Here is a 16,638-nt window from a genome sequence, read left to right on the forward strand (position 1 = left end):
CGACTCGCGCCATCCCCGCATCGAGATGGTAGGAGTTGTGTCCGTGGAACGACCTTCGGTCGGGGTCGTCGTCGCGGAAGCCGACCGCTGGTCAGGAGTCCCTCGTACGGCGTCCGAACGTCGCTCATCGACGTCGGTGCCCGGTAGCGGACCGGCACGGCCCGCGAGCGCTCCGAGAGTGGCCGCCCCCGTCAGCGGGAGGGCCTACGGACGGGCGGGCTCTGTCCTCTAGGCGGCACAGTTGTTCGGCCCCAGTTCGAGTTCCGTCGCCTCGCCCTCGTCGTCGACGGACTCTTTGCCGGTGTTGACGGCGATGACCGTCTCGTAGTTCGGGGGCTTCTCCGGGGCGTCCTCGGTCAACCGCTCGACGAACGCGTCGCGGTCGAGCCCGAGGAAGTCGAGTTCCTCGCGCAGGTTGCCGAGCCGGGCCTCGATGGGGTCGCCGGGCGAGCCGTTCTCGTAGCGCCCGTCGTTCGTGACCGTGAGGTGGCCCGGCAGAATCCGCGTGTCGTCCGGGAGGTCGAGGATCGTCTCGTGGAGCGAGTCGTACAGCAGTTCCGCTCCGCGCGAGGCGTCGTCCTCGCCGAACTGGAGTTCCGTCCGGCCGACGGAGTCGACGAACAGCGTGTCGCCGGTCAACAGGAGTTCGCCGTCGACGAGGTAGCTCATCATCTCCGAGGTGTGCCCCGGCGTGTGGAGGGCCTCGATCTCGACGTCACCGACTTCGATAGTGTCCCCGTCTGACACCGGTTCGTACTCGTACTCGACGTCGCGTTCACTGGCCCGCTCGCCGAGGTGATAGGGAACCCCGATATCGTCGGCGAGGGCCGGACTCCCGGAGATGTGATCGGCGTGGACGTGCGTGTCGAGGACGCGCGCAATCGAGAGCCCGACGTCCTGGGCGGCGACTTTGAACTGGTCGGCCTGTCTGGTCGCGTCGACGACGACGGCCTCCTGCGCCGCTTTCGAGCCGACAACGTAGCCGAGACAGCCCTTCGCTCGGCGCTGGACCTGCCGAACGACGAGATCGTCGCTGGACGTCTCGATGGGGACGACCTCGTAGACTTTACTCCACTCCTCCATCCCGCCGGTGACGGCCGAGACGTCCTCGTACCCCTTCTCGTCCAGCTTGATCGCGAACGGCGTCGACGTCAGGCCCTTCCCGCAGATAGCGACCACCGGCTGGCCGTCGACCAGTTCGTCCACCTCGTTCAGCTGGTCCTCGCTCAACCCCTCGTCAGGGTCGTAGGGAACGTTCTCCGCGTCGCGCACGTGCCAGGCCTCGAAGCTGTCTTCGGGACGCGTGTCGATGAGCGTGAACTGTTCGTCGGCGTCGATCCTGTCCGCGAGTTGTTCCGCAGTGATGTTCTCGACCATCGTATCTCACCTGTGTAGTCTCTGGTTCGCCGTTCGTCGGATCCGCCGCGAGCGCCGTGGTCGTCTAGCGCTTCCGGTTCCGCCCGTCTTCGGGGAAGGCGTTCCCACGGGGAATCATGGACGTCTCGCAGTAGGCCTCACCGGCCTGATAGTCGACGCCCGGTTGGATGAATGGGTACGGCCCGTCTGCGGGCGTGTTCTGCGCCCGGCCGCCGTCGTCTGCGGGCTCGATCAGCCCCGTCACCTCGTAGTCGACGGGGGAGTGGTCGTCGAGGTACTCGACGATGACGTCGATCGGTATCGTACCCTCCTCGACCTCGACGTCCCGGAACGGAAACCCGCAGTTGCCGAGGTCGCGCTCTGGGTCGCCGGGACGGCGGAACGTCGCCACCGAGTACGTCTCCTCGGGATCGATCGGTTCGCCGTCGATTCGCATCTCGACGAGGCGACGGCCGCGCTTGGCGGTCGGGTCGACGGTCACCTCAACGTTCGAGGAGAAGTTGCGGACCCGACCGTCTTCCTGGTCGTATGGGTAGGGAGTGAAGTTGTCTTCGAGGAACTCCTCCATGTGGTTCGTGAGTTGCTGGCCGTACGCGACGCCGCGGGCGACGGGCGTCGTCATCGGGAAGAACGTGTACAGCTGACCGAGCGTGATGTCGCCGGGCGGGATAGCGGTCCCGTACCGGAACCCGTGTGAGACGGCGAGGTCGGTGTCGAAGTGCGCCTGCAGTGCGTCGTTGAACAGCGTGTTCCACGCGCTCTCGAGGAACGACTGCCGGTAGAGTGGTTTTTCCGTCCGGCCGACGACCGCGTCCAGCGGTCGATCGAGCGTCCCAGCCCCCCGCTCGAATCCCGGGTCGGACTCGAAGAAGGGCGCACGCACGGCTTCGACTGTCTCCTCCGCATCGGCGTCCGGTTCCGGGGTGTGCTCGCCGTCCTCGGTCAGACAGTAGAGGTGGTGACGGAACTGCACCTCCCCGTCTCGAACTCGGAGGTCCACGCGGCCGAGCGCCTCGCCCATGCCCGACTCGACGACGACCGTTTCGGTCTCCTCGACGACGATCGGGTCGTAGGTGTACTCGTGGGTGTGCGCGCTGAACATCACGTCCACGCTCGCACAGTCCTTTGCGGCCTGGACCATCCACGGGAGGCCGATCTCGGTGACCGCGACCACGACGTCGACGCCGTCCTCGCGGGCGGCCTGTGCGGACTCTTCGAGGAGTGCGGGGTGCTTGCCGAAGCGGTACTTCCCCTCGTAGAACGCGGGCGCCATCCGGTCGACGTAGACGTTCGTCATCCCGACGACGCCCACGGAGAGTCCGCCGACTTCGAGGACGCTGTACGCGTCGTACAACCGCTCGTCGGTCTCCCAGTCGTAGAGGTTGTTCGCGAGAATCGGGGCGTCGAGACCGTCCATCAGTTCCACGAAGTTGCCGTCCTCGGCGGCCTCGTTCGAGTAATCCCAGTTGCCGGGAACGTAGACGTCGGGCGCAACGTGCTCGTTGATGGGGGCGAGCATCGCTCGCCCGTCGGTGTAGGTGGTCACGGCGGAGCCGTGGAAGGTGTCACCGCTCATCAGCGTACAGACGTCGTAGCTCTCGCGGAGCTCGTCGAGCTTGGCTGCGAGCAGTGGGATCCCGCCGCCGCGCTCGACGACGCGGTCGTCGTCCCCGAAGTCGAAGTCCGGCCTCGACGTCTGATTGTCGTAGTAGACCTGATGGCGCGGCGATAGCTGTCCGTGGAGGTCGCTGACGTGCGCGAAGACCGCGTCGGGAGCGCCCGCGTCGTCGCCGGTAGCGTCACCGTCGAGGGACTTCCACTCGGCGATGGACGTCTCGTTCCCGTTCATCGTGGGGCGGTTGCAGGTACGCCCTCCGACCGTTCAAGACTTGTGCCTAATTTTGAAAGTACCGTACAACGCCATCTGCCGACACTGTCTCACCGAGATCAGACTCCACGTCTGCGAAGCACTACTCCAGTGCCGGGAACGGAAACGAGTGAATAGTTTCAATTTCTACTATAAGTCTGGACGCCGTAGTATTGTCTGCAAAGATGCACGGACCGAACCGATCCCGGAGACGGTACCGATGACGAGTAACTGGGTAACGACGGGGCTGTCTTCGGTCGTCATCCTCGTCGCGTCCGTGGTTCACGGTATTGCTGGCTTCGGTTTCGCGCAGGTGTCGATGGGACTGATGCCGCTGTTTCGGTCGCCCTCGAGCGCGTCGATCATCTTCACGGCGACGGCGGTGGTGAGCAACGCCCGCGTCTGGTGGAGCGTCCGGGACGCGTTCGACTGGCGAAAGTGGATCGTCCCCGTCGGCGGGCTCGTCGTCGGGATGCCGCTCGGTATCTACGTGTTCAGTCGGTTCGACGAGGCGCAGATGCGCGTCGCCATCGGGGCCGTCCTCGTGGTAGCGGTCGTCGTCGTGGGAGCGACTCAGCAACTCGACGTCGTCACGGACTGGATCGAAGCGAGAGACTACCGACCGGGGAAGATTATCGGTGCGACGGCTGGTCTCCTCGCGGGGATTTTCGGCGGTGCCGTCGCCGTTCCCGGCCCGCCGATGATCGTTTACGGGGCGTTCATGTCGGCCAGCGGGTTCTGGAGCGACGAAGAGATGAAGGCCACGTTCACCGCCTTCTTCGGAACGCTCATGCTGTATCGGCTGGGGAGTCTCACGTATACCGGGTCGGTGACGACGCCACTGATGATCGAGGCCGCCGTCGCGATTCCGATGGTGTTCCTCGGTGCCTGGGTCGGCGTGTACATCTTCGACCACATCCCCGAGCGCATCTTCCAGTGGCTCGTGCTGGTACTGCTGACCGTGAACGCGTTCGTCCTCCTGTTCACGGCAGTTCCGGAACTCTGACCGCATTCAGCTGTCCTCTGTACGAGGACTTCGGCCCTCCCGCTACGTGCTACGCTGGTTGTGACCAGAAGGCAGCGTCGTACCGGCGCTGATCCGTGTGCTCTCCGGACGCCGGTCGGGTGCTCATCGCGTTCCGACGGCTCTCGGCGTATTTCCGGAGGATCACGGCACAGACCTGGCAGCGATCGTCATCGTGGTTCTCACGTCCTTCGGCGCATTCGAGGCGGACAGGGCCGCAAACGCGGCGTGGAACGTTCTCCCTCGCGGCCTCGACGCCGCAGGAGTGGGACGCCCCGAACCAGCGGCCGCAGAATCGCACATCGGTTCTGACGGGCTGCGGAAATCGCTTCGCGATTTTCGAACGCCCGTGGAGATTGCGCGCCCCGCGGACGCCCGGGCATCTGCAAAGCGCGTTCGTGAGATGTGATCTCACGGGCTGTCAGACGCAGTCTGATACCGTCGTGAGAGCGGGAAGCCCTGTCCTCACAGAGCGAACGGCGTCAGCCGTGAGCGAGCAGGGCAGGGTCGTTCACCGGAATCGGCCGAGCAGCTCGTAATCGTGATCCGGAGTGTACCGGCGGAACAGCAGACTGTTCGACAGCACCGACACGCTCGAGAAGGCCATCGCGCCGGCGGCGAGCACGGGCTGGAGCAGCCCGAGTGAAGCCAGCGGGATCATCGCCGTGTTGTAGCCGAGCGCCCACACGAGGTTCTGCTTGATCTTCTGGAGCGTCGCGTCCGAGATGCGGATGGCCTTCACCACGTCGAGCGGGTCGTCACGCATCAGCGTCACGTCCGCCGCTTCGATGGCGACGTCCGTCCCGCTCCCGATAGCGGTCCCGACGGTCGCGACCGCGAGCGCGGGCGCGTCGTTGACGCCGTCGCCCACCATCATCGCCTTGCGACCGTCGCCCTGAATGGCCTCGACGGCGTCGGATTTGTCCTCGGGGAGGACCTCCGCGCGGACGTTCTCGGGGTCGATGCCGACCTGCTCGGCGACGGAGCGGGCGGTCCGTTCGTTGTCACCGGTGATCATCATCACGTCGACGCCGCGCTCCTGCAGTTGGCTCACAGCCTCCGCCGCACTGTCTTTGATCGTGTCGGCGTCGGCGACCACACCGACGAGCTCGTCCTCGTAGGCGACGAGCATCGCCGTCTTCCCCTCGTTCTCGAGGTGCTCCATCGTCTCCTGGGCGGGCGAGGGGTCGATTCCGTTGTCGCGGAGGAGTTTCCGATTGCCGACCAGCACCTCGCTGTCACCGACGGTCGCTTTGATACCGTGGCCGGGGACGTTCTCGAAGTCGTCCGGGTCGGTCACGTCGACGTCGCGCTCTCTGGCTCCGTCGACGATGGCCCGTGCGAGCGGGTGTTCGCTCCCGCTCTCGGCCGTGGCTGCGAGCCGCAACACGTCGTCCTCGCTGAGGCGGTCACGTGCGGTCAGTTGGCCGCCGTCGGATCGGCGATCCGACGAGGACCCGCGCGCACCGCTCGCGGGACCGCCGTCGGCTGCCGGCTCTCCACCGTCCGCGACAGGTTGGCCGTCACTGTCGAAGACGACGACGTCGGTCAGTTCCATCTCGCCTTTCGTCAGCGTGCCCGTCTTGTCGAAGACGACCGTGTCGACGTCCTTCGCACGTTCGAGGACGTCACCGCCCTTGAACAGGACGCCGTTCTGGGCACCGATCGTCGTCCCGACCATCGTTGCAGCGGGCGTCGCTAGCCCGAGCGCACAGGGACAGGCGATCAACACGGACGACGCGAAGACGATGAGCGCGAACTCGAAGACTGAGACGGTGCCACCAGCCACGGCCGGTCCGCCAGCGACCGCTCCCCAGAGCGGGAGCCAGTCGACGAACCCGGCGAGTGCTTCGGGGAACAGGAACCACACAGTGCCCCACAGCAACGCGTTCGCGATGACCGCGGGGACGAAGTACGCCGAGATACGGTCCGCCAGGTTCTGGATGTCGGGCTGGCGCGACTGGGCTTCCTTGACCGTCTGGACGATCTGCTGGAGCGCCGTGTCCGCACCGACCTTCGTCGCCTCGACGACGAGGACGCCGTTCTCGTTGATCGTCGAGCCCACGACCTCGTCGCCCTCGCCTTTCTCGACGGGGACCGACTCGCCGGTGACCATCGACTCGTCGACGGCGCTCTGGCCGTCGACGACGACGCCGTCGGTGGGAATCTGCTCGCCGGGACGGACCTTCATGCGGTCGCCGACGGTGACGTCTTCCAGTGGCACTTCCGCTTCGGTACCGTCATCGTCGACGAGGGTGGCCGTCTCGGCCTCCATCTCGAGGAGCTTCCGAAGGGCGTCGCCTGCCTGCCCTTTCGAGCGGGCTTCGAGGTAGTTCCCGAGGGTGATGAACACGAGGATCAACGCGGCAGTGTCGAAATACAGGCTCCCCGCGATCAGTCCGGCAAGCACCGCGACCGAGTAGAGATACGCAGTCGACGAACCCAGCGCGATGAGAACGTCCATGTTGGCGCGCCCGTTGTTGACCAGCGCGTTGTACGAGTTCCTGTAGAACGGCCAGCCGAGCACGGCCTGAACGGGCGTCGCCAGCAGGAACTCGACCCACCCGAACTCGACGCCGAAGATCGTCTCGGGGAGGATTCCGCCGCCGAGCAGAAACTTCTCCGCGAGGAAAAACAGCATCGGGGCCGAGAGCGCGGCTCCGAACAGCGTCAGTCGAAGCTGTTTTCGGATCTCGCCCTGTCGTGCGGCGTCCCGGGCATCGGCACCCGATTCACCGCCGTCGCTGTCTTCGCGGACCGGCGAGTAACCGGCGTCCTCGATAGCGTCGTAGAGCGCGTCGAGGGACGTGTCCGCGGGGTTGTACCTGACCTGCGCTTCGTCGGTGGCGAAGTTCGCGTCGGCCGCGATAACGCCCGGCGTGTTCTCGAGTGCGGTCTCGTTCGTCTGCACGCAGTTGGCACAGGTCATATCGGAGATGCCTATGGTCACCGTGTCAGACACCGCACCGTAGCCGGCGTCCTCGATCGCCTCATAGATCTCAGCGAGCGATACCTCGTCAGGGTCGTACTCGACGGAACCCTCGTCCGTGGCGAAGTTGGCGTTCGCCTCGACGACGCCGTCGAGCGACTCCAGGGCGTCGCCAACTGTCCCCGAGCAGTTGGCACAGGTCATCCCTGTGATGTCGAGATGTGCTGTACGTGTTTCCATGTCATACTAGAGGGGCTACTCCGTTAGGTGAGTTTCTACTAGTATAGTTGGGGTAACCGACGGCGTTTACTTTCGATTCCAAACCCAAGTCAGCGCTACACGCCCCCTTCGAGACGTTGGCGTCGGTCCTCGAATCGACTCTGACACGAGTGAAGCGGGTGGCGATCTGGCCTCCTGGAGCCGTGTGACGCGATCCGAGACGGCTGACCCCGACGGTCACTTTCCCCGCCGATCGCGCTGAACGGCCGGCAGACGTTCTCAGCTAACGGCGAGAGAATTCCCGTGTTCGTTTCGTTCAGGTCCCAGAGACCGGTCGAAACGGACGCAGGATCCGATACTATTCCCCAGAAGATACTTTGGAATCCGTCGTTTCGCAACCGCTCGAACAGCACTATCGAAGCAGAAAACGACAAAGAGGAGCCGTCCGTATTTCTCACCGGAATGAGCCAGAAGATCACCGTCGAGGGAATGACTTGCGGCCACTGTGAACAGACAGTCGAAGAGGCGCTTCAGGGCGTGTCTGGCGTGACTGACGCCACCGCCGATCGCGAGGCCGAACAGGCGAGGGTCGACGGTGACGCCGACGTCACGGCCCTCGTGCAAGCCGTCGAAGACGCTGGATACACGGCCCACGCCTGAGATCGCACGGACCGATCGCGGCCGACCGCCCCGCCGTTCTCTTCCGAATCCGCCCGTCCGGCGTTGTTGAAACTCTCAGTCGGCGATAGGTTTCAGCAGTCGTGCTGACTCGATGGAAACGCTGCTACGCCGTGAGGGCGGGAAGTGAATACAGCGCGCGTATCATAGAAGTCACTCCAGATCAGGGACACCTGAAACAGTCGAGACAGACTATCCGTCCAGTCGAGCGCCACGAGCGCACGACTGTCGCTCCGACACCTCTCGAAGTCCGCATACTGTTTTACTCCTTGACGTAGTCACTATGGCGTAGTGGCAGGGGAGAGACCGTCCGAGAGGGAGGAGCCAGAGTCCGACGAGAGCGATGTCGAGGACTTACTCGATCGACTCGAGGACCTCGAGAAGACGGCCGATTCACAGGAAGAGCGCCGGGTCATTCGACAGACCATCAGAACCCTCGACAGACTGTCAGCCCGTCGTATCTTCGGTATCGACGACCTAGTCCAGCAGATCGTCGGTGGGATCGTTCTCTCCGCGCCGTTCGTCGTCACCGAGGAGGTCTGGAACCTCGCCGCGTCGATGAACTGGATTCAGTGGATCATCACGGTCTTCATGGTAGTCATGATCGGTTACGGCACCCTATATAGGGCGGATGACGAACGCGCCCCCGAATGGGAGGAGTCGATCGCCGGACTCCCGCTCCGGTTCGTCTCGCTACTGCTCATATCGTACCTCTCGGTGGCGATGCTGGGGTTCCTATTCGACGCGCCCACGACGTTCGAGGCAACTCCGCTGACGACGGCGAAAGCCATCTCGATTGGAGCCATCTTCAGCGTCGTCGGCGCCGCGACCGCAGACTCACTCTTCGGCGGGTGAGCTAACCCACGACTAAACAGTAGTTGCTGAATTGGTTCATTAGCTCTTCCAGTGCATCATAGAACTGATCGGATGCAGCTCGGACGGCGTCTGCTTCGGTACTTGATTGACTCATGTGCTGTGTCTCTCCATGCTCACACAGGATGCCCACTCGTGTGAACTGGTAATATTTTCTCGCTGTAATGGTGTGACGAGTTACTGAGTGACTCACGACCAATCAGGCCGGAAGAGACGAGCGCGTATCCCCGCCTTCCCGTGAGTGACGACCGACCAGGACTGCGAGGACAGTGAGGCCGATCGCTTCGAGTATCGCCAGCGCCGGTGAGCCGTTCGCTTCCGTGGTTTTCATAGCAACGGAGTTCGGGGGTCGATCCTGGACTTCCCCCTATAGCCGTCTTTCAGCAGACCTAACTACCCACTCTCAGGACCGTCCTGCATGCCCTCCGTGACCGAGATCGAACCGCCACAGGAAGCAGTCGGTGTCGCAGAGCGATATCTCCGGCGCGAACGTTCCCTGAACGGACTCGTCGTCGTCCTGGTGATCTCGCTGTTTTTGGGGACGTACCTGATGACGACACTGCTGCCCGCAGCAGTCGTCGCAGTGGTCTTGCTCATCGTTGCTCGGGCGCCAGTCCTCCAGTCACGTGGCACGGTCCGCCTCCGAACGACCGACGACCCCGAGACGGTCGTCGACTCGTTCACCGGTCCGACGCCACCGGTGCTCGCGTTCCAGTGGGGACCCGCGGACGAAGTGACGACGTCGGACGACACAGTCACGTACCGGCTGTCGTACCTGTATGGCCTGCGAACCGCCGAGATGACGGTCCACAGGGAGTCGAACGCCGCACCGAACGGGACGCGACGCGTCGAAATAGCCGTCACGGCGAACGACCGGCCGTGGGCGACGTACACGGCGGCGATCTGCCCCAGCGACGACCACACTGTCGTCGACGTCGAGTACGAATCGAACCGTCGCTTCGGCCTGCGACGTCTCCCACAGCAGTTCGTCGCCGACCGGTACCGCGACGACGTCCTAGCCGCTCAGGGATACACCGTCGTCGAGCGCACCTCTCACTTCGGCCGCTGAAACGGGTTTTCGCACACTCGGGAAGGGTACCCAGCATACCAATTGCTGATCCAATATTTCTGGCCTGAAGCCAGTAACTCTTTACTACGAAGTACAGTGGCAGAACTGATCGGTATCTCGTTACCGGACGGTGCCCGAGGGGGCTGTCCGTCGGACGCAGTCGCCGCTGCTCATCGAGCGACGATCACAGGGACGGGCGACTGGCGAAACACTCTCTGGGCGACGTTCCCGACGACCAGACGATCAGCCAACGTGCCGCTGTGGCTCCCGATGACGACCGCATCGAAGTCGTCAGCTCTGTTCAGAATTGTCCGAGACGGATGTCCCAGTTGCACCTCGGTAGTGAGCTCGACGTCGTACTCGGCGGCGAGTTCCCGGGCGTCGTCGAACACCTCCTCCGCGCGCTCCTCGGCGGCTTCTTCGAGGTCCTCCTCGAGGGCGAGTGCCGTGGCTGCTACCCCCCACGACGACGGCCCGCCGGCGACGTGCAAGACGGTGATCTCCGCGTCGGGATGGTTCTCGAGGGCGTACTCGAGCGCTCGCTGGGCCATCTCCGAGTCGTTCATCGGAACGAGGATTCGCGAAAGCATGCGACGACTACGGACAGGACACGAATAAAATGGGGGCTCGCTCGCTCCGAGATGTGCGACGTCTCACCACCGGCCGCCGAAGCATCTGCAGTGTTCAGCACGACACTTCTGTCACTTGCTGGTAGATCGCGGGCTGGCGCGGTACCTTGTCACTCTCTCCTGACTATAGGAGAAATTGAACGCACTGACACACTCGAAGGGCACCCGTGATGTCCTTCGATGTGTAAATAGTTTCAATTTCTCCTATAGATTCAGACGGCAAGTCCGACATCCCTCACAGCCTCCTTTAACGCTGGAGCCCCGTTCATTCCAGCCTGCCCACGCCGAGTCAACGACTCGAAAGCGCAGACATCTGCAACGTACCGCCGTGGTCGACAGTCGGAATGTACTTCATTCGTAGCAGCTAGTATTTGGCATGGAACGCCGCGCCCTCCTCTCTGCGCTCGGTATCGGAGTAGCGACTCTCGCGGGCTGTACCGACAGTGTCTCCAGTGCAGACGAACCAACGACGAGCGATCAGTCAGCGCTCCCGAAGCAGTATCCCGACGGGGCGGGACCGGACTCCGTCAACTTCTCGAGGCTCGATCCGGACGACGATACGGTTCTGCACGCGCCGAGGGACCGGTGGGATTCGTACGCGATCGTCTACAGTGAACCGCCCGGGCGTCGCCGCGTCGAAGGTGACTACTACGTCAACTCGTCCACCGGAGAAGTGATCTCCGACCTGTGGTACGGCGCGAAGGACTACCGCAACGGCGATACGTACGCGTACGTCCAGCCTGCGGGCCAGATTCCCGATCATCAGCCGCGCGAGGAGTGGGAATCAGATCCGCAGTTTACCTACGACGATGCAACTGACGCTTACTACCGGTACGACCGTCACTACGGTCAGATCGCGCCCACGAATATCGGTCGGCACACGGACATCCTCGACTCCTACGACTGGGAGGCAGTCGACACGACGACGCACCACGGCGTCCCCGTCATCACGTACCAGCTATCGGATACAGAGCCCGACGACGCTCGCGTCGCGCCAGCCGTCGCAGGCTCTCTCAAACTCGGCGTCGAAGACGGAATCATATACGCGTTCGACATCACGCTCGACGCGGAGGGCGAGCCCCGCTATACCTACACTGTTCGTCCAGCAGCGTTCCCGGACCACGATTGGGTCGAGACGGCCCGAAGAGTCGCCGCTGCGGGTTGAGCACCGGTCCCCGCCCAGCATACGCCGAGCGGAGCGAGGCGTTTCACCGCCGACGCCGTCGAAGACGGCGGAGGCGGCCTTTTTCGCCCACGTTTTTGCCGCGAGCGGTTCGCGCGGAGCGCGAACCCGAGCGGGAAAAAGGTGGCTGAATTGAACGGAAGAGACTTCACCTTCTGAACGAACACCTCCGTGTCCCCAGTGCCTCAGAGTTTCATCGCCGAAGTCGTGCTGACTCATCCGAACGCCCCATTAGCGCCCACGCTCGCAGCAGTCCCCCACCCGTCGATCACGGAAGAGTCTATTCGCCCAGCGACGACGGCAGACGAGCCGGCCGTCTTCTATCGGGTAACGGACGTCGAGTTCGACGCTTTCGAGGCGGAACTCGATCGCGACCAGACAGTTGCGGAGTGGGAACAGGCGATGGACTTCGGGGATACGCGGATGTACCGCGTCCAGCTCGCTCCGGCGACGATATTCGTCTCGCCGACGCTCTCCGAACTCGGCATCCACGTCGTCAGTAGCGAAAACGCCGATCGCGGCTGGCGTTTCCGGCTGGAGACGGGCGACCGGGACCACCTCGGTGCGTTGTGGGACTATTGCCGCGAGACGGACATCCAGTTCGAGCTGGAAGTACTCCGGAGCTCCGGGGAACAGCCGATGGACGAACAGGTCGGGATCAAAGCAGCGCTGACTGACCGCCAGCAGCAGGTCGCCCGGGTTGCGACCCGGATGGGCTATTACGAGAAAGGAGGCGCCAGTGCAAGCGATGTCGCCGCCGAGCTCGACATCGCGCCGTCGACGCTGTCGACCCATCTCCGCAGAATCAACGCGACGGTGTTCGATTCCCTGTTCGCCGCCGAATCGGACTGATATCCGCCGCGGTACGATGGACAGCAGACGGCGGCCCCCCTTTCTTAAAACGAGGCGAACTATTCGACGACACCGTTTGGGAGACGTACGGCGAACCGAGTCGGTAATGGAAGCAGAGGTCCAAACGAAGTCGTCGACCGCAGCAAAGGCCCCGAGTACGATGATCGTCGATCGGATCTCCGACCTGGAAGGTCTCGATCCGGAGGAGCTATCCCCGCCGCTGTGTTCGGTGATCGAACCCGAAGCGCTGGATGTACTCTTCCGCTCCTCGACCGGCGATACGCCCCATACGTCGGGCCACGTGCGCTTCGAATACCGTGGCTACGAGATCCGCGTTCAGAGCGACGGAGAGATCGCGGTTCTCAATCGCTAGGGGATCGGCAACGTGGGCCCCGCGAAGTGGTACCTGCGGCGGGTAATACCTCCTTGACACGGGAGGACGTGAACTCCTGCGAGATGAGACCCCTTCCGGGCAGCAACGAATTCGTAACGTGAAAACCTCGAGCAATGAGTGGTTTCGATAGCAGCCTGACAAAAGTTCCCGACTTAGATGGTCAAGCCTCTCGAAGTACGAGTGCGATCTGCAGACACGTAGCACGCTACTGCGTCACCAGGAGGGACGAAGTGTGACGGCAACCGAAGTGTCCGACGCGCACGAGGGGGCCCTCGATTCCGCGCAGGGGTGGCTGATCGTCGGGCTCGGCATCTGCATCCTCACGGCGATCTGGGGGGCAGTCTTCACCTTCACCGTCTATGCCGATCGTCTCGCCGCGACGTTCGGACTCTCCGCGTTGCAGGTCTCGTCGGTCTTTTCGATCACGACTGCAGTGTTCCTCATGGCCGGTGGCCTCTTCGGCGTGTTCGCCGCCCGGTTCCCTCTCCGGCCCGTCCTCGCAGCGATCGGCATCGGCCTCGTTGTCACCACTGCGCTCCTGCAGATCGTCGAGTCGTATCTCGGCGTCGTTGCCGTGTTTCTCCTCCTCGGCATGGCGGGCGGTACCGCGTTCACGGTCGTCGTTTCGCTCGCACCGCAGTGGTTCGATGTCTATCGAGGGCTCGCGACGAGTCTCACGATGACAGGCATCGGGCTCGGCCCGCTGGTGCTGCCGTCGGTCTGGCTCTGGCTGTTCGACCAGACCGGTTTCCGTTCCGCCTTCACCGTCGTCGTTGGTGTGAACGCCGGTCTCGTGTTCGTATCGAGCCTCGTCTACCATCGACCGCCACGAGACACGCAGACAGCGACCACAGTCGACGCCGCGTGGCTCCGTACGAGAATCAGCAACGCGCGGTTTCTCGGCACGGCGATCGGGTTCGCACTCGCTTTTAGCTGGTACTACGTGCTCTCCGCTCACCTCGTCGACATTCTCACAGCGAACGGTATCCAGGTGAGTGTCGCCGCCGCCGGACTCAGTCTCATCGGTGGCATCAGCGTCTTCACCCGCGTCGGGGGCGGAATCGTCGGGGACCGCGTGGGTCAGCGTGAAACCTTCGTGACGAGCGCCGCCCTCGCCGGCCTCTGTGCGTTCGTGTTTCCATTTGTTCACTCGAACCGTCTGCTATACGGCGTTCTCTTCGGGTTCGGTATCGCCCTCGGCCCGCTCGCCTCGCTCTGGTCGCCGATCGTTCTCACCCGCTTCGGATCCGACAACGCGACCGCGACAGTCGGCTTGATCAACGTCGCCGTGGCCGGTTCCGCGTTCTTCGCACCGTTCGTTGCAACCGCGCTCCATCGCGTGACCGGCGGGTCCGTTCTGCCTCTCGTTCTGCTCGGTGCTATTACCGTCCTCGGGGCGACCCTCTTCTACTGGGGCACGACTCCGGCGAGCGGTAATTCGGCTTGACCGTCCCGGTGCACCCACGTGATTGGTTGCGGGCGCACCGACCAGTGCCAGCAGATCGTCTGACCTCAATCGGAGCTAACGGGTCACGGATGGCTGATCTCGAGCGTCCAGTTGCCGTCTGCCTCGACGTTGATCCAGGCGGGGCCGCCGGCCTTGTACGACCGCGAGTTCGAGAACTCGCCGCTGCGGTGGACGATGACCTCGCGACTGCCGTCCGCACCGTAGCCGTCGACGATGAACGTACCGTCGCCGTCGTGTGTCGCGACGATCCTGACGTCGCGCTCCGTCCACAGCGGGCCGACGAACGCCGAGCCCGTGCCGGACGCCTCGACGGGGAGGTCCTCGAGGTCGTCAGCGTGGACTGCGGGCTGGGAGAGGTCGATCGACCACTCGCCGTCGGCGTCGACCTCGAGCCTGTAGGTGTCGTCATCGACGGCCATGATCGATTCGCCGCTCTCGTTTCCGGACGTGGTCAGCAGGTTCTCGCTCCGTCCGAGCCCATCGGGTTTCGTCACGTCGACGGCGATCGCCTCGCCGTCGTGGGAGACGGTCGCGACGACGACGCCGTCGTCGAGCTCGAAGGTCGGCGACTCGCCCGAGCCAGTCCCTTCGAACGTGTGGGACTGGCCCGCCTCGAGGACGGTTCCGCTCGGGCGCGTTCCGACCGAGGGTTCGTCGCCGTCGAGGTCGAGCGTCCCGTCGACGAGATCGGAGGGGGTGACAACGTCGAGGTTGCGGTGTTCGATGTGATCGAGCAACAGTCCGAAGTCGTCGAGCGACATCCGGTTCCCGCTGTCCACGTCTTCCGAGTCGACGATCCGCGGAATCCGCAACACGGTGAGCAGGTCGTACTGGTCGGAGATGTTGAGGTGGCGGCGAACGCCGGTGTGAAGCGCGGGCCCCCAGATGAACGGGATCACGTGCATCTCGGTCGGCGGCACGCCGGTCGTCCCGGCGCTGTAGAGGAACGTCGACTCGTGGACGTCCCTGGCGACGTCGTAGGTCGTCGAATCCATTCGCCCGTCGGGAACGAACAGGTGGCGCGCCCCGTCCTCGAAGCCCTCGCTCGCGAGCGCGTCGCGCGCGTTCTCGAGGACCGATCGCTGCTGGTCTGCGGACTGGTCCGGCAGGGGCGTCGACACCGATGGGAGCGAACAGACGTCCCAGCCGCGGTCGCTGAGCTCGCTGAGTTCGTCGAGCCCCATGCGACCGCTGTCGCCGATTTGCTCGGGGGAGACCGGGACAGCACCACTCCAGTCGCGTTCCGCGAGCATCTCGGCGGCAATCTCGTAGTGCGATTCGTGGCCGCCGTGGAACGCGAGCACCACCGCGCCGTTGCTCGCCGATTCGGTTCGCCGGAGGTCGTCGACCAGCAGTTTGCTCGGTCCGTCCTCTGGTCCGTCCACGACGATGTTGATGCCGGTGACGTTCGAGAGATCCGGTTCGTCACCGGGTTTTTGCTGGTAGCCACAGTCCATTCGGAACCAGCCGTCGTACTCGTCCGGCACCACGCGAATGCTCGAGAGGCGCTCGCGCTGCGTCGGCGCGAGGAACTCGACGAAGATGCGATCGGCGGACGCCGGCTTGACCGCCATCGAGACGTCCCACCCCTCGAGATCGAGTCCGTCCGGGAACCGGAGCTCCACGCCGGCCGTTCCCTCGTCGCTCTCGATGACCGCCGCCTGCGATCCGCGTCGCGCCTCGTCGGGGGCGGCCGAGACCTCGCCGGTTCGTGGGGTCAACTCCTCGAGCGTCTCGAAGTCGAAGAGGAGCTCGCCGGATTCGATGGCAGGCCAGGTCGTGGAACCGGTGGCCGTGTCGTCCGTGGCGGTACTGGTTTCGTTCCCGCCGGCGGCGGTGCCGTCCGGAGTTTCGTCCCCGCCGGCAGCGCCGTCCGAAAGTACGTCAATACAGCCCGCGAGCGTCGTCGATACAGCGCCGGCACCGAGTGTGGCCAGTAGTTGCCGGCGAGACGAGCCGTCGTCCGAACCGCGTTCGGATACCATTACCCAGACGATGCCGCGTCGGGACCGTCATTATTGTGTGGATAAACGGGGGAGAGATTTGCTGACTCAGCAAATCGGAGTTGGACATTTC

General features: G+C 64.0%; 13 protein-coding genes. 8 read left to right on the forward strand and 5 right to left on the reverse strand.

What is annotated here, in order from left to right:
• Positions 1–228 precede the first annotated feature (228 nt).
• A complete protein-coding gene (locus tag LCY71_RS18630) occupies positions 229–1,377 on the reverse strand; it encodes an MBL fold metallo-hydrolase (protein ID WP_225336062.1) in 1,149 nt (382 codons plus the stop codon).
• A gap of 64 nt (positions 1,378–1,441) precedes the next feature.
• Complete coding sequence (locus LCY71_RS18635; RefSeq protein ID WP_225336063.1) at positions 1,442–3,226, reverse strand: 5'-nucleotidase C-terminal domain-containing protein; 1,785 nt, start codon at positions 3,224–3,226, stop codon at positions 1,442–1,444.
• A gap of 238 nt (positions 3,227–3,464) precedes the next feature.
• Between LCY71_RS18635 and LCY71_RS18640 the strand changes: the two genes are divergently transcribed.
• Positions 3,465–4,250 (forward strand): sulfite exporter TauE/SafE family protein, encoded by a 786-nt coding sequence (locus tag LCY71_RS18640; RefSeq protein ID WP_225336064.1) that lies wholly within the window; start codon positions 3,465–3,467, stop codon positions 4,248–4,250.
• A gap of 529 nt (positions 4,251–4,779) precedes the next feature.
• Here LCY71_RS18640 and LCY71_RS18650 read toward each other — a convergent pair.
• The gene (locus LCY71_RS18650) at positions 4,780–7,437 is read right to left on the reverse strand and encodes a heavy metal translocating P-type ATPase (protein ID WP_225336065.1); all 2,658 of its coding nucleotides are present in this window, start codon (positions 7,435–7,437) and stop codon (positions 4,780–4,782) included.
• A gap of 441 nt (positions 7,438–7,878) precedes the next feature.
• On the opposite strand from LCY71_RS18650, the gene LCY71_RS18655 reads away from it, so the two are divergent.
• The 3 genes from LCY71_RS18655 to LCY71_RS18665 all read left to right on the forward strand — a co-directional run bounded on the left by LCY71_RS18655 (position 7,879) and on the right by LCY71_RS18665 (position 10,036).
• The gene (locus LCY71_RS18655; protein ID WP_225336298.1) at positions 7,879–8,076 is read left to right on the forward strand and encodes a heavy-metal-associated domain-containing protein; all 198 of its coding nucleotides are present in this window, start codon (positions 7,879–7,881) and stop codon (positions 8,074–8,076) included.
• Between the two features lie 486 nt (positions 8,077–8,562).
• Positions 8,563–8,949, forward strand: a complete 387-nt coding sequence (locus LCY71_RS18660; RefSeq protein WP_225336299.1) for a DUF2391 family protein — start codon at positions 8,563–8,565, stop codon at positions 8,947–8,949.
• Between the two features lie 436 nt (positions 8,950–9,385).
• Positions 9,386–10,036, forward strand: coding sequence for a hypothetical protein (locus LCY71_RS18665; RefSeq protein WP_225336066.1), 651 nt, complete (start codon positions 9,386–9,388; stop codon positions 10,034–10,036).
• Between the two features lie 170 nt (positions 10,037–10,206).
• On the opposite strand, the gene LCY71_RS18670 is transcribed toward LCY71_RS18665, so the two are convergent.
• The gene (locus tag LCY71_RS18670) at positions 10,207–10,626 is read right to left on the reverse strand and encodes a universal stress protein (RefSeq protein WP_225336067.1); all 420 of its coding nucleotides are present in this window, start codon (positions 10,624–10,626) and stop codon (positions 10,207–10,209) included.
• A gap of 415 nt (positions 10,627–11,041) precedes the next feature.
• Here LCY71_RS18670 and LCY71_RS18675 point away from each other — a divergent pair, with 415 nt between their 5' ends.
• From LCY71_RS18675 to LCY71_RS18690, 4 genes are all read left to right on the forward strand, one after another.
• Positions 11,042–11,830: a hypothetical protein gene (locus tag LCY71_RS18675; protein WP_225336068.1), complete on the forward strand. Its 789-nt coding sequence runs from the start codon at positions 11,042–11,044 to the stop codon at positions 11,828–11,830.
• A gap of 198 nt (positions 11,831–12,028) precedes the next feature.
• On the forward strand, positions 12,029–12,700 hold the full coding sequence (locus LCY71_RS18680) for a helix-turn-helix domain-containing protein (protein ID WP_225336069.1): 672 nt from the start codon (positions 12,029–12,031) through the stop codon (positions 12,698–12,700).
• A 160-nt stretch (positions 12,701–12,860) separates the two neighbouring features.
• Positions 12,861–13,073: a HalOD1 output domain-containing protein gene (locus LCY71_RS18685; protein WP_225336070.1), complete on the forward strand. Its 213-nt coding sequence runs from the start codon at positions 12,861–12,863 to the stop codon at positions 13,071–13,073.
• A gap of 253 nt (positions 13,074–13,326) precedes the next feature.
• Positions 13,327–14,541: an MFS transporter gene (locus LCY71_RS18690; protein WP_225336071.1), complete on the forward strand. Its 1,215-nt coding sequence runs from the start codon at positions 13,327–13,329 to the stop codon at positions 14,539–14,541.
• Positions 14,542–14,624: 83 nt separating this feature from the next.
• Here LCY71_RS18690 and LCY71_RS18695 read toward each other — a convergent pair whose 3' ends face one another.
• Positions 14,625–16,547 carry a polysaccharide deacetylase family protein gene (locus LCY71_RS18695; protein WP_225336072.1) on the reverse strand — a complete coding sequence of 641 codons (1,923 nt, stop codon included), beginning with the start codon at positions 16,545–16,547 and terminating at the stop codon, positions 14,625–14,627.
• Positions 16,548–16,638: the final 91 nt, after the last annotated feature.

The sequence above is a fragment of the Halomicrobium urmianum genome, assembly GCF_020217425.1.
Lineage (GTDB): Archaea > Halobacteriota > Halobacteria > Halobacteriales > Haloarculaceae > Halomicrobium > Halomicrobium urmianum.

Bases quoted from the DNA above. Each gene is read 5' to 3' on its own strand.
- LCY71_RS18630 (WP_225336062.1), bottom strand. From the start codon at position 1,377: ATGGTCGAGAACATCACTGCGGAACAACTCGCGGACAGGATCGACGCC.
- LCY71_RS18635 (WP_225336063.1), bottom strand. From the start codon at position 3,226: ATGAACGGGAACGAGACGTCCATCGCCGAGTGGAAGTCCCTCGACGGT.
- LCY71_RS18640 (WP_225336064.1), top strand. From the start codon at position 3,465: ATGACGAGTAACTGGGTAACGACGGGGCTGTCTTCGGTCGTCATCCTC.
- LCY71_RS18650 (WP_225336065.1), bottom strand. From the start codon at position 7,437: ATGGAAACACGTACAGCACATCTCGACATCACAGGGATGACCTGTGCC.
- LCY71_RS18655 (WP_225336298.1), top strand. From the start codon at position 7,879: ATGAGCCAGAAGATCACCGTCGAGGGAATGACTTGCGGCCACTGTGAA.
- LCY71_RS18665 (WP_225336066.1), top strand. From the start codon at position 9,386: ATGCCCTCCGTGACCGAGATCGAACCGCCACAGGAAGCAGTCGGTGTC.
- LCY71_RS18670 (WP_225336067.1), bottom strand. From the start codon at position 10,626: ATGCTTTCGCGAATCCTCGTTCCGATGAACGACTCGGAGATGGCCCAG.
- LCY71_RS18675 (WP_225336068.1), top strand. From the start codon at position 11,042: ATGGAACGCCGCGCCCTCCTCTCTGCGCTCGGTATCGGAGTAGCGACT.
- LCY71_RS18685 (WP_225336070.1), top strand. From the start codon at position 12,861: ATGATCGTCGATCGGATCTCCGACCTGGAAGGTCTCGATCCGGAGGAG.
- LCY71_RS18695 (WP_225336072.1), bottom strand. From the start codon at position 16,547: ATGGTATCCGAACGCGGTTCGGACGACGGCTCGTCTCGCCGGCAACTA.